Source organism: Paenibacillus ihuae (assembly GCF_001368795.1).
In the GTDB taxonomy this organism is placed as follows: Bacteria; Bacillota; Bacilli; order Paenibacillales; family Paenibacillaceae; genus Paenibacillus_AQ; species Paenibacillus_AQ ihuae.
This window is the reverse complement of record NZ_LN831199.1, coordinates 459944-480978: the sequence shown is the minus strand read 5'-3', so window position 1 is coordinate 480978 and position 21035 is coordinate 459944. Positions and strand designations below refer to the sequence as shown.

The 21035-nt window shown below is 49.5% G+C and carries 20 protein-coding genes; 13 read left to right on the top strand and 7 right to left on the bottom strand.

Annotation, left to right across the window (positions count from 1 at the left end; all coding sequences use genetic code 11):
• The first annotated feature begins 239 nt into the window (after nucleotides 1–239).
• The 7 genes from AQR02_RS21815 (at nucleotide 240) to AQR02_RS21785 (ending at nucleotide 9378) form a co-directional block, all read left to right on the top strand.
• Nucleotides 240–1976, top strand: coding sequence for a sensor histidine kinase (locus tag AQR02_RS21815; RefSeq protein ID WP_054942524.1), 1737 nt, complete (start codon nucleotides 240–242; stop codon nucleotides 1974–1976).
• Between the two features lie 4 nt (nucleotides 1977–1980).
• Nucleotides 1981–3561, top strand: coding sequence for a response regulator (locus tag AQR02_RS21810; RefSeq protein ID WP_342447491.1), 1581 nt, complete (start codon nucleotides 1981–1983; stop codon nucleotides 3559–3561).
• Between the two features lie 367 nt (nucleotides 3562–3928).
• A complete protein-coding gene (locus tag AQR02_RS21805) occupies nucleotides 3929–4849 on the top strand; it encodes an ABC transporter permease (protein WP_054942523.1) in 921 nt (306 codons plus the stop codon).
• 39 nt (nucleotides 4850–4888) lie between these two features.
• On the top strand, nucleotides 4889–5770 hold the full coding sequence (locus AQR02_RS21800; RefSeq protein ID WP_054942522.1) for a carbohydrate ABC transporter permease: 882 nt from the start codon (nucleotides 4889–4891) through the stop codon (nucleotides 5768–5770).
• A 61-nt stretch (nucleotides 5771–5831) separates the two neighbouring features.
• Nucleotides 5832–7418, top strand: a complete 1587-nt coding sequence (locus tag AQR02_RS21795; protein ID WP_054942521.1) for an ABC transporter substrate-binding protein — start codon at nucleotides 5832–5834, stop codon at nucleotides 7416–7418.
• A 529-nt stretch (nucleotides 7419–7947) separates the two neighbouring features.
• Nucleotides 7948–8859 (top strand): alpha/beta fold hydrolase, encoded by a 912-nt coding sequence (locus tag AQR02_RS21790; protein ID WP_054942520.1) that lies wholly within the window; start codon nucleotides 7948–7950, stop codon nucleotides 8857–8859.
• Between the two features lie 21 nt (nucleotides 8860–8880).
• Nucleotides 8881–9378, top strand: coding sequence for a GNAT family N-acetyltransferase (locus AQR02_RS21785; protein ID WP_054942519.1), 498 nt, complete (start codon nucleotides 8881–8883; stop codon nucleotides 9376–9378).
• A 13-nt stretch (nucleotides 9379–9391) separates the two neighbouring features.
• On the opposite strand, the gene AQR02_RS21780 is transcribed toward AQR02_RS21785, so the two are convergent.
• Complete coding sequence (locus tag AQR02_RS21780) at nucleotides 9392–9970, bottom strand: 14-3-3 family protein (RefSeq protein ID WP_054942518.1); 579 nt, start codon at nucleotides 9968–9970, stop codon at nucleotides 9392–9394.
• Nucleotides 9971–10544: 574 nt separating this feature from the next.
• Between AQR02_RS21780 and AQR02_RS21775 the strand changes: the two genes are divergently transcribed.
• Complete coding sequence (locus AQR02_RS21775) at nucleotides 10545–11123, top strand: sigma-70 family RNA polymerase sigma factor (RefSeq protein ID WP_054942517.1); 579 nt, start codon at nucleotides 10545–10547, stop codon at nucleotides 11121–11123.
• The gene (locus AQR02_RS21770; protein WP_054942516.1) at nucleotides 11113–12093 is read left to right on the top strand and encodes a hypothetical protein; all 981 of its coding nucleotides are present in this window, start codon (nucleotides 11113–11115) and stop codon (nucleotides 12091–12093) included. The genes AQR02_RS21775 and AQR02_RS21770 overlap by 11 nt, the downstream gene beginning before the upstream one ends.
• A gap of 49 nt (nucleotides 12094–12142) precedes the next feature.
• Here the strand turns inward: AQR02_RS21770 and AQR02_RS21765 are convergent, their stop codons facing one another.
• The 4 genes from AQR02_RS21765 to AQR02_RS21750 all read right to left on the bottom strand — a co-directional run bounded on the left by AQR02_RS21765 (nucleotide 12143) and on the right by AQR02_RS21750 (nucleotide 15431).
• Nucleotides 12143–12679: a MerR family transcriptional regulator gene (locus tag AQR02_RS21765; protein ID WP_054942515.1), complete on the bottom strand. Its 537-nt coding sequence runs from the start codon at nucleotides 12677–12679 to the stop codon at nucleotides 12143–12145.
• 241 nt (nucleotides 12680–12920) lie between these two features.
• A complete protein-coding gene (locus AQR02_RS21760; protein WP_245237665.1) occupies nucleotides 12921–13574 on the bottom strand; it encodes an HAD family hydrolase in 654 nt (217 codons plus the stop codon).
• A gap of 48 nt (nucleotides 13575–13622) precedes the next feature.
• Nucleotides 13623–14267, bottom strand: a complete 645-nt coding sequence (locus tag AQR02_RS21755) for a response regulator transcription factor (protein WP_187388821.1) — start codon at nucleotides 14265–14267, stop codon at nucleotides 13623–13625.
• A gap of 3 nt (nucleotides 14268–14270) precedes the next feature.
• Nucleotides 14271–15431, bottom strand: a complete 1161-nt coding sequence (locus AQR02_RS21750; RefSeq protein WP_054942513.1) for a sensor histidine kinase — start codon at nucleotides 15429–15431, stop codon at nucleotides 14271–14273.
• 182 nt (nucleotides 15432–15613) lie between these two features.
• Here AQR02_RS21750 and AQR02_RS21745 point away from each other — a divergent pair, with 182 nt between their 5' ends.
• Both AQR02_RS21745 and AQR02_RS21740 read left to right on the top strand, forming a co-directional pair.
• Nucleotides 15614–16420 carry a CPBP family intramembrane glutamic endopeptidase gene (locus tag AQR02_RS21745; RefSeq protein WP_054942512.1) on the top strand — a complete coding sequence of 269 codons (807 nt, stop codon included), beginning with the start codon at nucleotides 15614–15616 and terminating at the stop codon, nucleotides 16418–16420.
• Nucleotides 16421–16503: 83 nt separating this feature from the next.
• Nucleotides 16504–17214: a DUF421 domain-containing protein gene (locus AQR02_RS21740; RefSeq protein ID WP_054942511.1), complete on the top strand. Its 711-nt coding sequence runs from the start codon at nucleotides 16504–16506 to the stop codon at nucleotides 17212–17214.
• A gap of 105 nt (nucleotides 17215–17319) precedes the next feature.
• On the opposite strand, the gene AQR02_RS21735 is transcribed toward AQR02_RS21740, so the two are convergent.
• Complete coding sequence (locus AQR02_RS21735) at nucleotides 17320–18027, bottom strand: SDR family NAD(P)-dependent oxidoreductase (protein WP_245237664.1); 708 nt, start codon at nucleotides 18025–18027, stop codon at nucleotides 17320–17322.
• Between the two features lie 102 nt (nucleotides 18028–18129).
• Here AQR02_RS21735 and AQR02_RS21730 point away from each other — a divergent pair, with 102 nt between their 5' ends.
• Nucleotides 18130–18489, top strand: a complete 360-nt coding sequence (locus AQR02_RS21730) for a MerR family transcriptional regulator (RefSeq protein ID WP_054942509.1) — start codon at nucleotides 18130–18132, stop codon at nucleotides 18487–18489.
• Nucleotides 18490–18544: 55 nt separating this feature from the next.
• On the opposite strand, the gene AQR02_RS21725 is transcribed toward AQR02_RS21730, so the two are convergent.
• Nucleotides 18545–20173 carry a copper amine oxidase N-terminal domain-containing protein gene (locus AQR02_RS21725; protein WP_245237686.1) on the bottom strand — a complete coding sequence of 543 codons (1629 nt, stop codon included), beginning with the start codon at nucleotides 20171–20173 and terminating at the stop codon, nucleotides 18545–18547.
• 176 nt (nucleotides 20174–20349) lie between these two features.
• On the opposite strand from AQR02_RS21725, the gene AQR02_RS21720 reads away from it, so the two are divergent.
• Nucleotides 20350–20931 carry an RNA polymerase sigma factor gene (locus AQR02_RS21720; RefSeq protein ID WP_245237663.1) on the top strand — a complete coding sequence of 194 codons (582 nt, stop codon included), beginning with the start codon at nucleotides 20350–20352 and terminating at the stop codon, nucleotides 20929–20931.
• Nucleotides 20932–21035: the final 104 nt, after the last annotated feature.

Sequence of the window (21035 nt, the reverse complement as noted above, 5' to 3'; positions counted from 1 at the left end):
AATTTTGGAACTGGAGGAGCGGTAGCGTCCGCCTTTGTCTTCAGATTTCTACCGCTAATAGCGGTTACAATCTAGAAATCTGAAGACAACAGCGGCCGGAAGTCCAAACATTCTCTGTAGTCACGGCCAATCCCAAAATAGAAAGCTCACAAGTTTAATATAGTAACCGCTTTCAGTTCGTTGTAGAATGGATGAAACTAAAAGGTGTGCCATTAACACGGAAATAAGGGAGCATGACGATGGAGAGGTTCTTGTCCAGTAAAAAGTATATCCCGTTCACCTATAAGATGATGATCCCGTATCTCATTCTTGTACTCCTGACAGATATACTGGTTGGTTATATTGCTTATACGATGCTCGTGGAATCCAGGACCGAGATGGCGGAAACGAATGTACGGACGGCCCTGAAACAGACAAGAAACAATATCGAATACCAGACCGATGAAATCAAACGGATGAGCAATTCGCTGTTTCTCAATACGAATTTCCAGAATGCGCTGCAGTTTAGGGGAGAGCCTCTGGAGAATATGCTCAAAATGCGGGATGATATCGTTCCTTATATGAAGGCTCCTCTGCAATTATACGGGAACAAGCTGAGACTTGCGATATATGCCGTAAATGAGTCGATGCTTGAAATTACCGGTGATGAAATGTCGGCCCCCATCGGCAGAAGCGATTATTATGTGCTGCCCCTGCGGGCTATTGAGAATACGGAATGGTTCAATTCGCTTGTCGCGAATAATAAAGACAGCGTGTGGCTGCAGGCGGACAGCGACCGCGAACTGGGCAATATTTCGTATTTCCGCAAGCTGGTTGCTTCAAATGCAGCCCCGGCTGTTATAGGTTATATCCGGGTTACCGCGAGAATTGACGAGCTGTTCGGCAGTTTCGATACCTTTCCGGTTGATCAGGGTCTGGATCTGCGCCTGATTGACCGGACTAGCGGACTGACGCTATATGAACGGGGTGCAGTGGACAAGCAGGCCAAGCAGGACGCTTATTTAATCATTAGTGAGGATATTTCGTTATCGGGCTATGTCATCGAGGCGCGGGTTCCGCACACCTATTTGAACAAGGATGCGAGCCGGATGCAGAAGGTGATCACTACCGTGTGCGCTATCAGCTTTTTGGTGATGGCTGTGATCGGCTTCCTGGTTGCCCGCATTTCCGGCAAGAAAATTAAGCGGATCGTCTATTTGGCCCGCTCCTTTCAGGAAGGAAACTTTTACAAGCGGATCGGCTTTCCGGGGAATGATGAATTTGTCTACATTGCGAACAGCTTTAATCAAATGGCGGCAAGCATCCAGGAGCTGATTCATAACGTATATGTGCAGGGTATCCAGAAAAAGCAGGCGGAGCTGGATGTGCTGCAGGCCCAAATCAGCCCGCATTTCTTATACAATACATTATCGACCATCGGCAGTCTGGCTAACCTGGGCGAAGTCGAGAAGGTGACGCAGATGGTACAGGGACTGTCGAAATTTTACCGGCTTACCTTGAATGAAGGCCAGGTGTACATCTCGCTTGAAAAAGAGCTGGAGCAGGTGAGAATGTATCTGGAGATCCAGAGAGTCAAATATGCGGACGCCTTCGAGGTCTATTACGATATTGATCCGGAAATTTTACAGGTTCCGATTATCAAGCTGATCCTGCAGCCGTTTGTCGAAAATATATTCAAGCATGCCTGGTTCGGGGAGACGATCGCAATCCGGATTACGGGAAAGCGGCTTGGTGACCGCATCGAGCTCAAGGTGATTGATAACGGGATCGGCATGCGGCCGGATACGCTGCGAAAAATGCGTTCGAGCACGTTTCAGACGGGCAGCTATGGCCTGAAGAACGTAGAGGAACGGATCAAGCTGAGATACGGCAATGATTTTGGGATGCAGATCGGCAGCTATTATGGCGCAGGAACAACCGTGCAAATTATTTTACCGGTGGAGAATGCAGAAATACGTGAAGTAATGGGGGAGTAAAGGGATGGCAATGGAAATTAACATTCTGCTGGTGGATGACGAGGCTATCGATCTGGAATGGCTCAGGCGGCGCGTCGCGGGCAGCGAACATTTGCCTTTGCATAGTGTCAGAACGGCGACAAGCGGCTTTGCCGCATTGAAATTGATGGAGCAGCACCGGATTGACATTATTCTCTCCGATATCCGCATGCCGATTATGACGGGGGTGGAATTTGCGCGGAAGGCAAAAGAGCTGAATCCTGAGGTGGAAATCGTTTTTATTAGCGGACATCAGGACTTCAGCTATGCCAGAGAGGCGATTCAATTGAATGCATCCGATTATCTGCTCAAGCCTGTGGGTGACGATGAGCTTAATGAGATGCTGTCCAGACTCTGCTCCAAGATCAAGCAGGAGAGGGAGCAGGATATGTCCTTATCCGAAACGCTGTCGCTGGTCAATCAGGAGCTGCTGCTGCGCTGGTTCAATGAGTCTGCTCCGGGGCAGGTGGAGACGCATGTGCAGAGTGTGCTGACGTCTTACTTACAAGGCGCGTCGGCGGTCGCCATCGTGGAGATCGATGATATGGCCTGGAAGATGAAAGGGTGGAGTGAAGAAGAGCGGAGCGCATGGAGCAGCAATGCCAGCCAGTTCATCCGGAATTTCGCCCAGGAGCATAATTTGGGTATGGTGATCATGACCTATGATTATCACTTTGTGATCTTGGCTGCGGTACAGGAACAGCATTTCAACGCCTTGCTGGAGGAGCTGATCCGGACGTTTTATCAGCAGTTTAACTGCTCCATTACGATTGGAAGAGGGATGTACACCACAGAAGCGGTCAAGCTGCATGATTCCTACCGGCAGGCCCAGGCTGCACTCAGCATTAAATGGATTGTCGGCAAAAACCGGCTTATCCAGGATGCCTCAGAGTGGCACCCGAAGGAGAGAATCGCTTCCGATTTAGAGGAAATTGTGGACCGGATGCTTAAGGCTATGCTCGACTATGATCTGACCACGATTGACGATTGTCTGCTGCAGCTGTTTGCCGGGGACAGCCCGCTCTCGCAGAAAAACGATATTTACGATATCATTATCCGGATTACCTCCAAGCTTCATGCCGATCTTCGGCAGATGAACGAGCATCTGTACGAGATTCTGAATTGGGAATCCCATCAGCCTTTTGTACTGTTCCAGTTCGAAACGGTGCATGATATCCTGTCCTGGCTGCGGAGAAGATTCTTCGAGCTGTCCGAGCGGCTGTATTTGAAGCGCCAGCGGCAGAAACGGAAGCTGATCGATGAAATCACCGAATATGTGAAGGGCAGACTGGACCAAAAGATCACCTTAAACGAGGTGGCCGCCCATTTCGACTTCACCCCCAACTATCTGGGCCATTTGTTCAAGGTAGAAACGAACAGCCTGTTCAGTGACTTTGTCGGTGAACTCCGCATGAAACGGGTATGTGAGCTTCTACAGGATCCGACAAAAAAAGTGTATGAGATTGCGGAACAGGCCGGCTATAAAAATATCATTTATTTCAACCGGCAGTTCAAGCAGCATATGGGAATGTCGCCCGGTGAGTACCGGAAGAAACATAAAATCTGAATACGTTGGATAGGCTCCTATTCCGGACGGAACAGGGGCTTGTTTTTTTACTATATAGATTGAACTTGAAAATAAATATTTAGGGAAAAGTGGCGGAGGGGAATTTTGGAACTGGAGGAGAGGTAGCGTCCGCCTTTAGGTTTGGATTTCAACCGTGGATAACGGTTTTAATCAAGAAATCCAAACCTAACAGCGGCCGGAAGTCCAAACATTCTCTGTAGTCACGGCCAATCCCAAAATGAAAAGACCACAAGTTCACTCTTTATAGTAAATCGTTGAATTAGTATTAGGTTTAGTTGTTTCGCTGAATTATCCTGCCGCCCGCTCCCTCTTATAATAAGAATATAGAGAAGAGAGGGGTGCAGAAATGAAAGGGCATACATTCTGGAGCGATTTGAAAAATTACAAGGTTCTCTTACTGATGCTGGCACCGGCAGTTGCATTTTTTCTCCTGTTTGCTTATATCCCGATGGCGGGTATCGTAATTGCCTTTAAGAAATATGATTACGCCGGAGGAATCTTCGGAAGCGCCTGGAACGGGCTGGATAATTTCCGCTTTTTCTTTGAATCAGGGGATGCCTGGAGGGTCACACGAAATACGGCACTATACAACATTGCGTTTATCACTGTGAATAACGTTCTGCAGATCTTTGCAGCGATTATGCTGTTTGAGGTCGGGGGCAAGTGGTTCCGCAAAATTACGCAGTCGGCGCTGTTTCTGCCTTATTTTATCTCCTGGGTCGTTGTCGGCGCGATTGCCTATAACCTGCTCAATTATGATATCGGCACAGTGAACGCGCTGCTTCGGGGCCTCGGCCTTGAGCCTGTCGATATTTACAATACACCTGCTTACTGGCCGTATATTCTGGTTATCGTAGCCGCCTGGAAGAGTCTTGGATATGGTACGGTAATGTACCTGGCCGCGATTTCCGGTATCGATACCGAGATGTACGAAGCGGCCGAAATTGACGGCGCTAACATTTTCCAGCGGATTATGAAAGTGACGATACCGAATCTGTATCCGACGATTATTATTCTGGTGCTGCTGGCGGTCGGGAACATATTCCGCGGAGATTTCGGGATGTTCTACAACATGGTCGGCAACAACGGGCTGCTGTTCTCCTCGACAGACGTTATCGATACCTTCGTGTTCAGATCGCTGATTACTTCCAATGATATAGGGATGTCGGCTGCGGCTGGCGTGTTCCAATCGGTGCTCGGATTCGCGACAATCATGACTGTAAACTATGCTGTCCGCAAGTACGACAAAGACCGCGCCCTTTTCTAAGCCGCATAAAGACTAGTTTTCTATAATGGAGGTAACGATATGAAGCAGCTTGATCGTAAAATATTTTCAGGCATAGGTTATGTATCCCTGAGCATACTCGCCCTTTTATGTATCTTCCCGTTTATTCTTGTCGTATCTTCATCCTTTACTGAAGAAACGAAGATCGTAACGGATGGCTACCAGTTTATACCGACAGCCTTCTCTACCGAGGCTTATAGCATTCTGTTCAAATACCCGCAGGAAATGATAAATGCCTACCTGGTAACCATTGGGGTTACAGTAACCGGTACGCTGCTTGGCTTGTTCCTGACATCTATGACTGCTTATGTACTGTGCCGTAAGGATTTCAAATGGCGGAATAAGTTTTCGTTCTTCTTCTTCTTCACGACGCTGTTTAGCGGCGGGCTGGTTCCGTGGTACCTGCTCATTGTCAACTACCTCAACATGAAGGATACGCCAATGGCCTTGATCGTACCGATGATGCTCAACGTTTTCTACATCATTGTTATGAAGTCGTTTATGAGCAGCATTCCGGAAGCGATTATCGAATCGGCTAAAATTGACGGTGCGGGCGATTTCAAGATTTACCTCCGCCTGATCCTGCCGCTCTCGAAGCCGGCTCTCGCTACCATCGGATTGTTCCTGGCCCTGGCTTACTGGAATGACTGGTACAATGCCCTGCTGTTTATATCCGATGAGAAGCTGATGCCGCTCCAGTATTATTTGTACAAGATGCTGGGCAATATGGATGGTATGCGTAAAGCGATGATGGGGGCCGGGGCTGTAGTAACCACTGCGATTCCGACCGAGAGCCTCAAAATGGCTATGACCGTCGTGGCAACGGGTCCGATTCTGCTGGCTTATCCATTCGTGCAGAGATACTTTGTCCAAGGCTTAACGATTGGCGCGGTGAAAGGATGAACCCGGGTATACCCGGTTTATCAATAGATTTCATATCTAACTACAAGGGGGAAGGCTTGAGATGCTAAAAAGAAATAGAATGATGTTGCTGGCGCTCGTTTTAACCTTCGTTATGATTCTGAGTGCATGCGGCGGCGGTAATAACAATGCCAATACACCGGCAGAGGCTACCAATAATGCAGCAAATACCGCTACAGACACCGGGAATGCGACAGATCCTGCAGCTTCAGATGCCATCGATACATCCAAAGAAGTGAAGCTGAAAATGATTTTTGTGGGACCTAAGCCGGTAGATTATGATAGTGTTTTTGCAGAAATCAACAAAGTATTGAAAGAAAAGATCAATGCGACTGTAGAAGGCGAGTTCCTGGACTGGTCTGACTGGGCGCAGAAATATCCGCTGAAGCTGGCGGCCAATGAAGATTTTGACCTCATCTATTCGGCGAACTGGGCCGGCTACAATGATCAGTCGCTGAAAGGCGGATTCCTGGAACTGACCGATGAGCTGCTTAATAAATACATGCCGGAGACGGTAGCAGCTATGTCCGATGTAAGCTGGGATCAGGCTAAGGTTAACGGTAAGCTGTACATGGTTCCGCAAAACAGAGGCGAGTCAGTTGAGAAGATGATCCTGTATCGTGAGGATTTGCGCAAGAAATACAATCTTCCTGAGATCAACAGCCCGGAATCGTATGCTACTTACTTGAAGACTATCGCTGAAAAAGAGAAGGGTGTTACCCCGTTCACACCGGAAACAGGCGACTGGAAATATCATAACCTGGACCGTGTACTGCTGAAGCAGCAGAACGAATGGAATATGTTCGACCTTGACCTTCCGTTTGCCTTCAAATTAGACGATCCGGCAGGCAAAGTATTCAACGTTTATGAAACACAGGAATTCAAGGATCTGCTGGTTTATTACAAGGATCTTGCGGATAACAATGCCTGGTCGAAAAACGTACTGAACAGCAAAAACGACCATCAGGCAGACTTCAAAGCAGGCAAAACCGCATCCATTACGCACAACAACGGTACCCTTGGTGCACTGATGGCGCTGATGCGTCAGGAAAACTCGCCTTATGAAGTAGCACTGGCTGACATCAACCAGGGCAAGAAGAAATCGGTAGCGATCTCCACACAGAACGGTACATCGATCCATGCCACTTCGAAGAATGTGGAACGTTCCCTGATGTTCATCAATCTGATGCAAAATGATAAACAACTGCATGACCTGATGATGTACGGTATCAGCGGCGTACACTATGAACCGGTTGGCGATGACAAATACAAAGCACTCGACAAGAACCCGAACTATACCGGCTTCTCGAACTGGAACTTCAACTCGCCGCTTAACCGCGACAATGAAGCCTTCCCGCAGGAAGCTTCCGATTTCGTTAAAAACTGGGAATCGGGTGTCTACCACTATGATCTTGAAACCTTCGTATTCGACAACAGCAAAGTGAAAACGGAAATTGCCAATGTCGGCAATGTAATGCTCCGCTACGCCATTCCGCTCGAATATGGCGTAATCGACAATATCGATAAGGGTCTCGCAGACCTGAGCAAGCAGCTGAAATCGGCAGGCGTTGAGAAAATTCAGGCCGAGCTGCAAGCGCAGATCGACGCTTTCCTGGCGAATAAGCAATAAAGAAGTTTAAGCAGAACAGATCTGAGTCCACAACGTAAGACAATGGAGCAGGGCAGCGATTTTCCCGTCATTGAGGGGAGAGTTACTGCTCTGCTTTTTGATATGGAGAGATTGCTAGTGGCGGACTGTTGCGGACTCAGGAGGCGTTATTTGCTGATTTTTCAATATTTTGACTCTTTAACGGACTCAGCCGCCGTTATTTCTACCGAAAAGCTCCAATGTACACGATTTAATTCATATTAACGTCTGTGGAGTCCGCAGGCGCTGTGCTTATGCACATGATTCCGGAAATAACGGCATCTCAGTCCGTATAGGCCGTAATGGCCGGGAGGGACTTTAAGGGTTACAATAAGCTTATTAGGGTTGATAATTTTTCCAAACTACCCAGAACATCCTTGTCCGGCGGGTTTGAGTTCGACAAGGAATACTATATGGAATTAGTTGAAGGCTTCAAGCGGCTAATCACAGTCACCAGGCTAGGCACGGATGTGTCTTTTACCTGCTAAATCTGTTGGAAAGGAAGGTCTGTATGGAGGGCGTATTAATAGAGGTTCGCGGCAAACAAATGTATGTAGAAATTCATGGTGACGAAGATGCTCCAACGCTGCTGTATCTGCACGGCGGACCTGGAGAAAGCTGTTATGAATTCATGCTGCATCAGCCGCAGCGGCTTGCGGATAAACTCCGCTTAATTGGTATCGACCAGCGCGGAGTATGGCGTTCAGAGGCAATCGGGGAAGATGAGCCGTTAACGCTTCAGGATTTGGTGGAGGACTGTGAGCAGCTGCGCTACCATCTCGGGATTAAACAGTGGTCTGTACTTGGTCATTCCTTTGGCGGTTTATTAGGTGTTCTCTATGCGAGCCAATATCCGGATCCGGTTGAAAGTCTAATCTTGGAGGGGCCTTCTTTGGATCTGCCTAAATCCATTCACAATTGGCTGCGAAAAGCAGCAAGACTGTACGAATCGATCGGGAATGCAGAACAAGCGCGGGCATGTCTTGCAGCAGCAGACGGGTCTCAGCCGCCTCTGGAAACTTTAAATGCCTTTTTTGAATTAGGTGAAGGGCTAGGCGATCTGAGAATGAAGGTGTATACACCAAATGAGGGTAACAACTACACAGAGATGCTGTATTCAGACAGTGAGGTAGAGGAGTATGGAAGGCGCAGTTATATACACTTGTCCAAACTGATGGCGGAAGGACGTATGTTCGACTCGGTGCTTCCCAGACTTAAAGACCTGTCGGTGCCTGTTCTTCTGATCAAAGGCAGACATGATCCGATTATCTGTGACATGCAGACGCAAACCTTCATAACAGATGTCAGGAACGGAACGCTGAAGATTTATGAAGAATGCGGCCATTTGCCTCATTTCGAAGAACCGGAGCGGTTTGCCGCAGATGTTATTCAATTTGTTCTGGAGCACAAGCAACAAATCTGAACGAACCATAGGAGGGCTAGAATGATTCGATTATGCGGGAAACAAGATGAGGATACCATGTACCGGATTATTAACGATGCAGCCAAGGCATACCACGGGGTTATTCCAGCTGACCGGTATCACGAGCCGTATATGAGCCAGGAAGAGCTGGGCCAAGAGATTGAGTATGGTGTTGTTTTCTGGGGGATCGAAGAGGACGGAGAGCTTGTGGGGGTAATGGGCATTCAGGATAAAGGAGAGGTGGCATTGATCCGGCATGCTTATGTCACCACAGCCCGGCGTCAAGGCGGCATCGGGTCCTCCCTGTTAAGACATATTACTTCCCTTACGGAGAAACCTATCCTGATCGGTACCTGGGAAGCTGCGTCCTGGGCGATCTCTTTTTATGTTAAGAACGGATTTGCTCTGGTTACGGCTAATGAGAAGAAGATGCTCCTGCAAAAGTACTGGGATATCCCGGAGCGGCAAATCGAGACTTCTGTAGTTCTGGCTTCAGCGGATTTCGCTGCAAATCAGTAAATGGTTAGTGATTTCAGTAGGCATACACATATACCTTGGTCCGCAGACGATCCTTGCAGGTTATAGTACGGATAGGCTGCCTGCCCGGCAAGGCAAAGCAGACGCTGATCACCACTGCGCCGGGCGGCAGCTCCTGCTTAAACTTCTCCGCCAGCCGTTTCATTGCGCCAGGAAACAAATAAGAGAGCACAATGTCGGCATCACCATAGGAGTATTTATAAATATCCCCCCGCTTAAAATAGACCCTGTTACGCAGACTTTCCCGGCTGACGGCAGCCGGCAGTAAGTGGGTGATCAGCACAGTGAGCAGCTGGGAAAACCACAAAGGCAGGCTGGAGTTCTCAATACCGGTCAGCCTTTTGCCGGGACAATGGCGAATAACGTCCAGCCCAAGCGTCCCCCAGCCGGACCCCGCCTCAATGATATTGCCGTACCCCAGGGTCCGGTTCACCTCAGCAGCAACCGCCAGCCGAACAGACTTGGAAGTGGGCATCGGCGAGATCCCGTTTCTCCAGCTTACGAGCACAATCCAAACCACTGACAGCAGAACAGCGGAAGCGACAATCCAGGGAATGATTTCAAGGACGGACATAGTTATAAGTGGCTCCTTCTTGGCCTGCCTGAGGCAAGCTGTGGTGTAAAGAATAAACTAACTAATTTTAAGCATGGAAGCAGTGTGGCTCGTCCCAAAGGCGCTCCTTGAGAGGCACAGGCTTGTTGAACTTTGTGTAGGCATAGTAGTGGGATTTTCTCCATCTAATTATCACTAGAAGGGACAGAGAAAGATTCTGGTGGGAAATTGTCCCACTAATTCCTTACATACATTTCTAAATGAGCATTTTCCGGGAATTTAGGTGGAGATTTTCCACTTAAAGCCTGATTTACGGTGAAACTGAAAGGTTTAGGTGGAGGTTTTCCCACTATAAATTTACTATTGCAGCCGATACAATCCTTCCACTCGTTGTTGGCCGGCATATGGATAAAGTGACGCTTCTGTTGTAACTCTACCGTTATCTTAACTATATTTTTGTGGATTGAACACCGGTGAATAGGATCGGCGTTATTTAAGCAGAGTGAACCGCCTTATATTTTCCCTCCTGCCCATTTGAACCTTTTTACCCCATCGAGCCAATATCCGTTGTAACACCTGAATGGAGGCCGGCCTTATGAAGGACTTAGATTTAACCCCGTGGCTTATCCGGATGAGCCAGGGAGATGAACAAGCGTTCCAGATCGTTTACGAAGCTACACGGGATCATGCTTACCGCTTCATCAGCTATCTCGCCCCCCGTCCGCAGGATACCGGTGATATTATGAGCGAGGTGTATCTTGAGCTCTTTAGAAGTGTGCATAAGTATGATCCCCAGCAGAATTTTGGCTCATGGTTCAGCGGTTTGATTGTCAGGCAGGTACGGGGCTGGAAGCGGAAGGAATGGCGTCTCTTTCGGATTACGGAAAAGCTGAAGCTCAGCACTCTGAGGTCGGCAGGTTCCGCTGCAGAGATGCGGTTTACGGCGCTGGATGACCAGCTGGAATTGTTTCCGCTCCTCCAGACGCTACCACTCAAGCTGAAGGAGGTTATCGTCCTCCGCTATTATCAGGATTGTTCTCTAGAGGAAATCTCCAGGCTCTTGAAGATTCGGTTAGGCACTGTAAAATCCAGGCATCATCATGCGCTTAAGCAATTACGCCGCCAATTTGACGGGCAGGATGTACGAAAGGAGGGGGATGGCTTTGTCTATTGAGAAGCAGCTGGCAGAGGGGTTCGAACGGGATTCCCGGAAGTGTCCTTCCGATCTGGATGTCCGGATAACGGCGGAATACAGGCAGCATGTGATGCACCAAAGGGGAAAATCATTGATGTTTAAAAAAAGTAAAATGCCAAAGTTCGTCGTGGTTACGCTTATCCTTATCTTAGTGTGCGGCTTCGGCTATGCAGGCGGGAAACTGCTGTTCTTCGATCACGGCAAGCTGTCTGTCAGCAACCGGACAGAGCAGAAGCTGGAGTTCAAGCAAGAGGATGTGGCGAAGATCCGTGGTTCCCTGCAGCAAGTAAAAGCACAATTAAGTCCCGGTGAATCAGCCGTCGTATATCTTCGGGATTATGACCTGGAGGTAGATGGGACATCTGTTGTCTTCGGCATCAATAATCCGCTGCTTATTCCGGTAGAGGCATGGAAAACTGCACTGCAGCAGCAGGGTGTTAAGGAGAAGCTTCCCGAAACCCTGCTGGGGAGCTATCATCTGGCCGAAGGCATGGAGACATCGCCTTTCCAGGCTACTTTAGGGACGGATGATTACGCTATTCTGGATGAGCTGAAGGCCGAGGGCAAGAAGTCGGGAAGTGAGATGCTGTGGCGCAAAACCGGTGCATCCAATGATATTGTGGCAACCTATACTTCTGTTTACCGCAATGCAGCCGGTGACACGCTTTATTTAACCTGGCAAATTGCCGGCAGTGATAGTAATTCCGTGATCTTTCAATTAAGTCCTCCCGGGATTACTTCTGAAGATGCCCAGATCGGCGGAATAACCGCACATTATTTGAAGAATGATCAGTCGCTGTTCGGGCAGAGCCCTGTCCATCAGGACGTGACTTGGCTCAGTCAAACCGGAGACAAGGCTGTGGCTTATCATGTCCAGACGGACTCCGTGTCGATGACCAAAGAGCAGTTAGTGGAGGCAGCCAAGAGCTTATTGCAGCAGCAGGAGTAACATAGAATCAGCCCAGATCCCGTATTCATGGGGCCTGGGCTGATTGTCTTCACAGCGAGAATAAAGTACGCAGCAGGCTGCGTTTCTTAGGCGGGGCCGTAAGCCTGGCGGCGGCAACGGGGTGAAGCTCTTCATGGGCTGCGGCTGCCTGGAGTCCTGGATGTTGTATCGTTTCTATAGATAACGCCAGCTGCTGAATCATCTGGCGCAGGTCTTCAAGCTCCTCGCGCTGGCGGAGCAGCTGTACGGAGACCACCTCGTCCGCTTTCTGGTCAAGCGAGTGTTCGATTTGTGTGATGCGGGACCACATTTCATGCATGGGTTTATCCTCTGTCTGCACGGGACGTGTGCTTTGCAGCGGCCCTGCAGGCTGGTTGTGGCCTGTCAGCGTAATGCGGTCCAGGGTTTCCCCCTTATCGATGCGGGTTTTAATAGACTTTAGCAGACTGACTTCCTGCTGGGAGAAGATATAGTGCCCAAACCGGTCCTTTGGAAAGACATTAGGGAACATGGCGGCCCAACGTTTAATCGTGGTCTGGCTGACGGACAGCAGCTCTGCAACTTCCTTGGTCTTGTACATTTCCATTTTGATTCCTCCGCTTGGGGTATTTTGCTATTAACAATTCGCCTTTCCGGAGCGACTCCCTGCAAGGGTGACAAAGGTGGTGTCCATTCGCTAAACAAAGTGTTATTGCGAGTAAAGGCGAGTGAAGCAGTGAACTATTGTTCTACATAAACAGGCCGGATTTTACTTTTTTCTGGGCAGCAAAGAGACCGCAGCCAGCGGGGGCTGCGGTCTCTTCCCTATACTCTGCGTTACTCTACCTCTACTTGCGGTCCTCTGCCAACAACTCAAGAAATTCAGAGACATGGTTGAATACTCCATCCGGCTCCACATCATAAGTCTGGCTCTGATAAGTAGACAGCCAGCGTACGCCGTAGGTACGCAGTCCGGCGGCTTTGCCGGCGAGGATATCGGCATTGCTGTCGCCGATGAACACAGCGTCTGCCGGGTCTATGCCCAGAATGTCCAGCGCTTTATGGATGCCCTCCGGGTCAGGCTTGGGGTTCACCACGTCATCACCTGTAATCGCCAGCTGGAAGAACTCCCGCATGTTCAGCGCCTCAGAGGAGAGCCGGTAAGCTCGTTTTCCTTTGCCGGTAATCACCGCGGTCTTGATGCCCTGATCCTTCAGCCATTGCAGCAAGCCGGCAATCTCCTGATTCCGGACCGATTCTCCGGCGTGGCCTGTTTCATAGATTGAGAAATAATCCTGAATAGCCTGGGGCACAGCAGCTTTATTGCTAAAGTTAGCTTCAATGATCTCTTCCTCCGTCGGGCCGAACATCGCAACCAGCTCATCACTCGTTACATCCCTATTCTCATATTGTTTGAACACGGTTCTAAAGGCAGTGAATGATAACGGCAGCGTATCGGCAAGCGTACCGTCGAAATCAAATAATACCGCTTTAATTGCCATAGGAAGAAACCACCTTAAATTGGATTGGAATTATGTAAGTTATGAGGTCTATTTTCCCTGGAGATAGAGGATCAGTTCGCTGCGGCTGCTCAGCTGAAGCTTGTCGAGGATATGGGATACATAATTTTTAACGGTACCCTCCGTTACGAATAGAGCCTGGCCGATCGCCTTATTACTCTTTCCCTGCATCACTTGTTCGGCTACATCCATTTCCCGCGGGGTCAGCAGCTGGCGTAGATCTGGTTTTGCTGCGGCTTGCTCTGCCGGCTTGGGCGGTATGGCATACAGGGCATTGACAATTCTTGTGGTTACCTGCGGGTGGAGCAGGAGATTGCCTTCGTTCGCGGCCCGGATACATTTGATGATTTCTTTTGAATCAGAGTCTTTGAGGATATAGCCGTCAGCACCACTTCTCAGACCGTCGAAGATATATTCATCTTCATCAAAGGTGGTCAGGATGATGACCTTCACCCCGGGATAGAGCTGTTTCACGATTGCCGTAGCCTCGATACCGTTCATAACAGGCATTCGGATGTCCATCAGAATAACGTCAGGAACCTTGCTCTGCAAAAGGGTAAGCAGCTCTTCTCCGTTAGCAGCCTCGCCCACGATGGCAATCTCCTCATATAAGCTCAAAATCATTTTTAATCCGTCTCTTACGATCCCCTGGTCATCTACAATTAGGATCTCAATCACCTATACCAGCTCCTTGGCTGCGACATATGGAATTTCGGCGGTGACTGCAAAGCTGCGGTCATGGTCAGAGGAGAACTGGACGGTTCCCTCCAGGGAGTATATCCGTTCCTCAATACCTCGGATGCCGTGCGACTTCTGCAGATGATTACAGGCCTCGCCATCATTGTGTACAACCACCTGGATAATGCTCCTGCATTTTTTTATTTCAATATAAAAGGTCCGGGCCTTGCCGTGCTTCAACCCGTTGGTTACCGCTTCCCGCACCGTGCTGTAAATCGCATGTTTAATATCCGGGGTGGCAACTTCCACAGCGTCATCAAAATCAAATGTAAACGCCAGCCGTCCCTTCACTTGTATACTGTTGATCATCTGGTTCAGGGACTTCTGAAGCTCCATCCGTTCGTTTAAGGCGCTCGACTTCAGCACGGCGACAGCCTTCCGGAGATCATCAATGCTTGCCTGTGAAATAGCGAGAGCTTTGGTGATGACCTCCTTCGTTTTTTGCGGGTTCACGTCCGCTACATTCCCGGCATACTCCAGATGCATTTTTAGTGAGACAAGCCCATGTCCGATGGAATCATGCAGCTCCTGGGCAATCCGCGTTCGTTCCTGGGCGATGGTAATTTCTTTAAGCTTGGCATTGGCTTCAGACAGCTCAATATTTAAGGCCTCGCCTTTCTTCTTCTGCAGACTATTGCTGCGGAACAGATAGGCGAGCAGCAGCATAGCCAGATAAGCGAAGAGAGAATGCGTAACGTCAGCTTTAAGCTGAATTAGCGTATACAAGAAGACGGCCATATGAAAAGCCAATAAACCGGGCTGAATCTTGCTGCTGTACAGGAACATTTCAATAACCGGGAAGACAAAATAGACGTCTGTAGCCAAGCTGTCGAACTGCACCATGTATAAACCGATTCCGGCGATGCTCGCAGCCATAGATCCAAAGTACAGCATCCGGTTGTTTCTAAAGAAAAGATAGAGGCGAATCCGAAAATAATCATTCAATTGAATAAGCAGAATCCCGGCAATGTAAGCCGCTTGCGCTTCTGTGGAAAGATGGGGCTGCATCAGGATCTCATATAATACCAGTAGAGTAATTGCGATCCGGAAGACCAACATCAGAATTGCCGGTTTGTTTTTTAGGGGCTCATATACATCCACAACAGATCACATCCGCCTTATGAATTCCATCCTTTTACATTATACCTGTTTGTTCAAGAGGAGTAATAGATTACTAAAGTCATAATCACAATGCTTACTAAAGTCTGTTTCTGCAAATCGCTTACGGCAATACAATGAAAGGGTGATGAGAGGGAAATATTTAATAATGGGAGTGCTCACTTATGATTAGAAATGGTCTATTGCGGCTTAAAGCTGAAACCCTGTATTCAATTACCGTACTGTTGACCGCCTGGCTCGTGACTGCAGTTTTATTCATTGACCCCGAAGTAGGTGTGAAATATTTTTCAATCATTATGTTTATTCCGGCGCTTATCGCAGTGGGCTTTAGAAAGTTTCTGCTGAAAGAACGGGTCACTGGCAAAAACAAAGGGAACCTCAAAGCTCTGTTATTTGGCATTGGTTATCCTATAGGCTTAGTGCTGCTGTGTGCGGTTGTCTCGCAGCTGCTCGGGATCGGAACGTTTAAGTCTGATGAACTCCCCGATACCGGAGGAATCATAAAAATGGTGATCATGATTATCGTCAATCTGTTCGCGGTGTTAGGAGAAGAATATGGCTGGCGGGGGTATCTGCTTCCGAAGCTCACCGTGCAACACGGAAAGATAAAAGCGACTCTTATTGTAGGGGCAGTATGGGCGTTGTATCATGTTCCAGCCGTGTTTCTCCTGGCCCAGGCAACCGGAATGAGTCATCCGCTGCTGCTGTGTGCCATCCAGGCTTGTGTTGTGTTTACGGTTAATTTCGCATTTTCCTATTGCTACTATTTATCGGGCAGCCTGTTGCCGGTGTTGTTCTTTCATTCGGTCTGGAATGTTGTAAATACGGCAGTGCTCGGCGATATTTATACGAATCAGCAAGGTATAGTCGGGGGCAGGCTGATTCTGATTAACGGGGAAGGTCTGCTGGGGCTGGTTATAGGCGGGCTGATGATCGCCTGGTTTGTTAGAAGATTGCAGCGGAGCAATTAGTTCCGGATACGTACCGGAGATTTTATTCTGAAGGATATGTTGCGGTTTGCGTTTGGGGATAATGGGGAGAGGAGGAGGTAAGGATGACCTATACTGAAATTTTGTTCCGGGCGATTCTATCGGTTGTACTTCTTCTGTTCATTCCCAGAATACTGGGCAAGCAGACGATTTCCAATATGACCTTTCATGATTTTGTGACCAGTATTACGCTGGGCTCTCTTGCGGCCAACCTTGCGTTTAATGTCAGCTTGAAAGCCTCATATTTAGTCTTAGCTCTTGTGGTGTTTACGGCTACCGCCTTTCTGCTGTCAGTCCTGGCCCTAAAGAACCGCAAGATGAGAAGCTGGATCTCCGGCTCTCCTACCGTTCTCATTGAAGATGGCAAGATCATGGAAAACAACATGAAAAAGATCCGCTATACCCTGGATTCGCTGGACCAATCCTTAAGGGAAAAGGGAATCTTCAACATCGAAGAAGTGGACTACGCCGTACTTGAGGACAATGGAGAGGTCTCTATATTGAAGAAGGAAGCCTACCAGTTTGTGACCAAAAAGGATATGGGAATTCCTCAGCGTGCGCAGGATTTTCCTGTGGAGCTGATTATGGATGGGGTGCTGGTGGAGGATAATATGAAGCTGCACGGGCTGACCCGGGAGTGGCTGGAGCGTGAGCTTGGGAAGAAACGGAAGGGAAAGACGCTGGCAGATGTGTTCTATGCGGTAAAAGGCACACAGCAGCAGCTGGTATTCGATTTCTATGAGGACGGAATCCGTCAGCCGCTGGATCAGGAGTAAGCAGTATAGGAGGACAGCCGCAAATCACGATTGATGAAGATGCTGCTGATATACAAAAACCGGGAAAGCAGAGGCTCTCCCGGTTTTTTGGGTAATCGTACTCTTTTACCAGGCGTATACGCCACTCACATCCAAAAATTCTCCGTTATGGCGCTTGCCGTCTGTGGCGTAGCCCACGATGATCGCTGCCCCGTCTTCCTTGGATTTTCCGCCTTCGGCATTGCCGTTCAGATCGGTCTTCGTGAACCCGGGGGTAACTGCGAATACCTGGGCGTTGCTGTTGCTCAGTTCGATGGCCATCGCGACGGTCATGGCATTGTTGGCTGTTTTGGAGGCGTTGTAGTCGAACGCATTCAGCGCATGCTCCGCGTGCTGCATGAAGTGAAGTGAGGCCATATCCGTCGAGACATTCACAATCGTACCTTCATTCTGCTTCAGGAGCGGGAACAGACGCTGGTTCAGCCGGAAGGTTCCGAAGAAGTTCACTTCAAAAGCGTTCCGCAAATCCTCCTCCCGGGTCGCACTGAACGAGCTGGAGAACGCCCCCGGCATGCCGGCATTGTTAATCAGAAGCGCCAGATCGGAGTAGCGGGTCTGAATGGCAGCAGCGGCCTGTTCAATGCTGTCCTGATTCGTCATATCCAGCTCCAGAAACTCCACATCCAGGCCCTGGCCGGTTAATTCGGCAACTGCGGCCTCACCCCGCTCTATGCTGCGTGCACCGAGCAATACCTTCCAGCCCGCTGCCCCGAGCTGTCTTGCGATCTCCAGTCCAATCCCTTTATTTGCGCCTGTTACCAAAGCTGTCTTCATCATCTTTATCCCTCTTTCCTCAGAGTGAAATCTATCCATAATCCGAAGCTTACTATGCTACACTAAGTGTAGGTCAACACTAAAATTCAGGACGTGATGAAGATGTTTACGATTGGACAGGTTGCCAAGCAGGTAGGGCTGAACATAGGGGCGATCCGGTTCTATGAACGCAAAGGCTTACTGGAGCCTGCGGTCCGCAATGAACAGAACAACCGGCTGTACAGTGAAGATGTGATCGGCTGGCTGGAATTTCTGAAATGTCTGCGTGAGACAGGCATGAGTGTGGAGGAGATTAAGAGGTACTACGACATGGTCAAGACGGGAACGTCTACCCTGCCGGAGCGAACGAAGCTCATTGAGGACCAGAGGCAGGCGCTGCTGGAGGATATCGAGAAGAAGAAAGCGCAGCTTGTTCACTTGGAGCATAAGCTGGAGCGGTATTACCGCGGGGAGAATTATTAGACAATCGAGGCCATCCCGCCAAGGGATGGCCTTCTCTTTTACAAGCTTCAAGCAATTAATGGCTATGCCCCATCGTTGCCGTTGCTGCCGGCATTGACTTCGTCAGCGTAATCGCCCCATTACTCTGTGTCCACTTCACATCCCAGCCGAGCAATTCGGCGATGAAGCGCACAGGAACCTGTACGCGGCCGCTATCCAGGAATACAGGAGCTCCGATGTTCTTGCGCTGCCCGTTCAGCTCCATGTAGGACTGTCCGGCCCAGAAGACTGCGGTGTTCGCGCCGTCTTTGATCCAGAGCGTTTTCTTAGTGTTGTCCCAGGTAACGTCGACGCCAATGGCTTCGCCGAGGTAACGGAGCGGGATGAAGATGCTGCCTTTTTTCATGACCGGTGTGACATCCATCTTGCTGGTTTTACCGTTAACGGTCACAGCTGTGCTGCCTGTCATCATCGAGATGGTGGTCATGTCTGCAGCCGATGCTGCAGTTTTCCCGTGGAACTTGTCCGGGAACTGGGCAACGATGCCGCCGGTTAGCTCACTTGCCGTCATGAACATATGGGCATAGGCGGTGCGTTCGAAGGTATACGCGTTAGCGAAGTCTTTATTTACATAGCTGTTGAACGTGTCCAGCAGGTGGCCGATGTGCATTTTCAAGCCTTCGGCGATGGCTGCTGTTTCAAAGTAAGCGGGATTTGCGCTATGGAAGAACGCGGCCTGCTTCATCCGGTAGTCTTCCAGCTCAGCAACCGCCTTCTGCCGTCCGGCTTCATCACCCGCCGCAGTAGCCTTTACATAATCCACAAAATATCCGATATGGGAAGTCCAGATCGTCTTAAAGGCATCGCCTGCAGCCGTGCCGTACACGGAGGCAATCGCCGCAGACAGGTCTTCGGTGTTGCTGTTCAGGACACCCGCCGCAGCGGTAAAGTCAGGTGCGCCGTTGATGCCTTTTTGCATAGCAAGTGCGGCCAGGGTGGCATGCTCACCAAGCAATTGTCCAAGCCCGGCACGCAGGTCGATTCCCGGTGAGGCTACAGACTCCGCAGGGAATTTAGCAGGGAACTGGGCCTCAATTCCGGCGGACAGTGCAGCGGCGGTCATGAACATATGCGCATAGGCTGTCCGGGTGTCCGCATAAGCGGCGGCATAATCTTTATTCACATAGCTGTTGAAGGCATCCAGCAGGTGGCCAATATGCATTTTCAGACCGTCTGCAATGGCAGCCGTCTGGAAATATTCCGGGTTGGCATTGTGGAAGAACTCAGCCTGCTTCATCCGGTATTCTTCCAGTTCAGCAACGGCTTTTTGGCGACCGGCTTCGTCTTTAGCGGCTGTAGCTTTCACATAGTCTACGAAGTAGCCGATATGGGAGGACCAGATGGGTTTGAAGGCATCGCCTGCGGCTTGCCCGTAGACGGAAGCGATCGCTGCACTGAGGTCATCTGTATTCTTACCCAGAGCAGCGGCGGCATCTCCGAAATCTGCGGCTCCGTCATAGCCTTTTTGCATCGCAATTACAGCCAGCAGGGCATGCTCCCCGAGCAGCTCACCCAGTGTTGCCTGTAAATTGGGTGCGGCCCCGTTCGTATCCACTTCATGGGCACTGGCAAGCACAGGTACAAATAAACTCAGACACAGCATCAGGATGGCCAGCTTACTTTGCAGTTTTTTCAATTCAATCACTCCTTCATTCAAAGTTGAGCCGCTAATCAAAAGCGGTTATACTCAGTGGAACGTAGGAAACCTGGAGTTGGATCACTTTTTAGTAAATTAAATTTGAAGTATATATTCATCCAACTTAGAGGCTCATGCGAAAAATCCATCTTAGAGGTTATGCAGGGGAAATGGGGGGCTTAAGATTGTACGATGTCGCTGACGACGGGCAGTTGATGGAGCTTATCAGGCAAAAAGACCCGGCTGCCCTCGAAATGCTCTACGACCGGTACGAAGGGATGATCTATAGCTTTGCGTACCGGATTGTGAAGGATTCGATGGCGGCCGAGGAAGTCATGCAGGAATTATTTATGCGTATATGGAAGAACGCGGAGCAGTATGACTCCGCCAAGGGAAAGCTTTCAACCTGGATGTTTACGGTTACACGAAATATTGCCATCGACCAGCTCCGTAAAAAGAATTCAGGAGTTCCGCAGCAGCCTGCCGGTTCTGAGGAATTGCAGCAGGTCCGCGATACCGGAACCATGACCGAGGATATGGTCGAGCTGATGATGGTCGGAGAGCAGGTAAGAGAGGCTCTGCAGGAGCTGAGCCGGGACCAGCAGCAGGTAGTGGATCTGATCTATTACCAGGGTCTGACGCAGCAGGAGGTAGCGATTCGTGTTGCCGTACCGCTGGGTACGGTCAAAAGCAGGGTCAGGCTGGCTATGAAGCAGCTGCAGAAGCGTTTAATCCACTGGGGAAGGAGGGATCATGTCCATGACTGAAGAGAGAAACGACTTATGCGAATGGGCTGAATTGTATGCGCTGGCGCACTTCAGGATGATGAAATGGAGCGGTTCGAGGTTCATTTACAGGAATGTCCGGAATG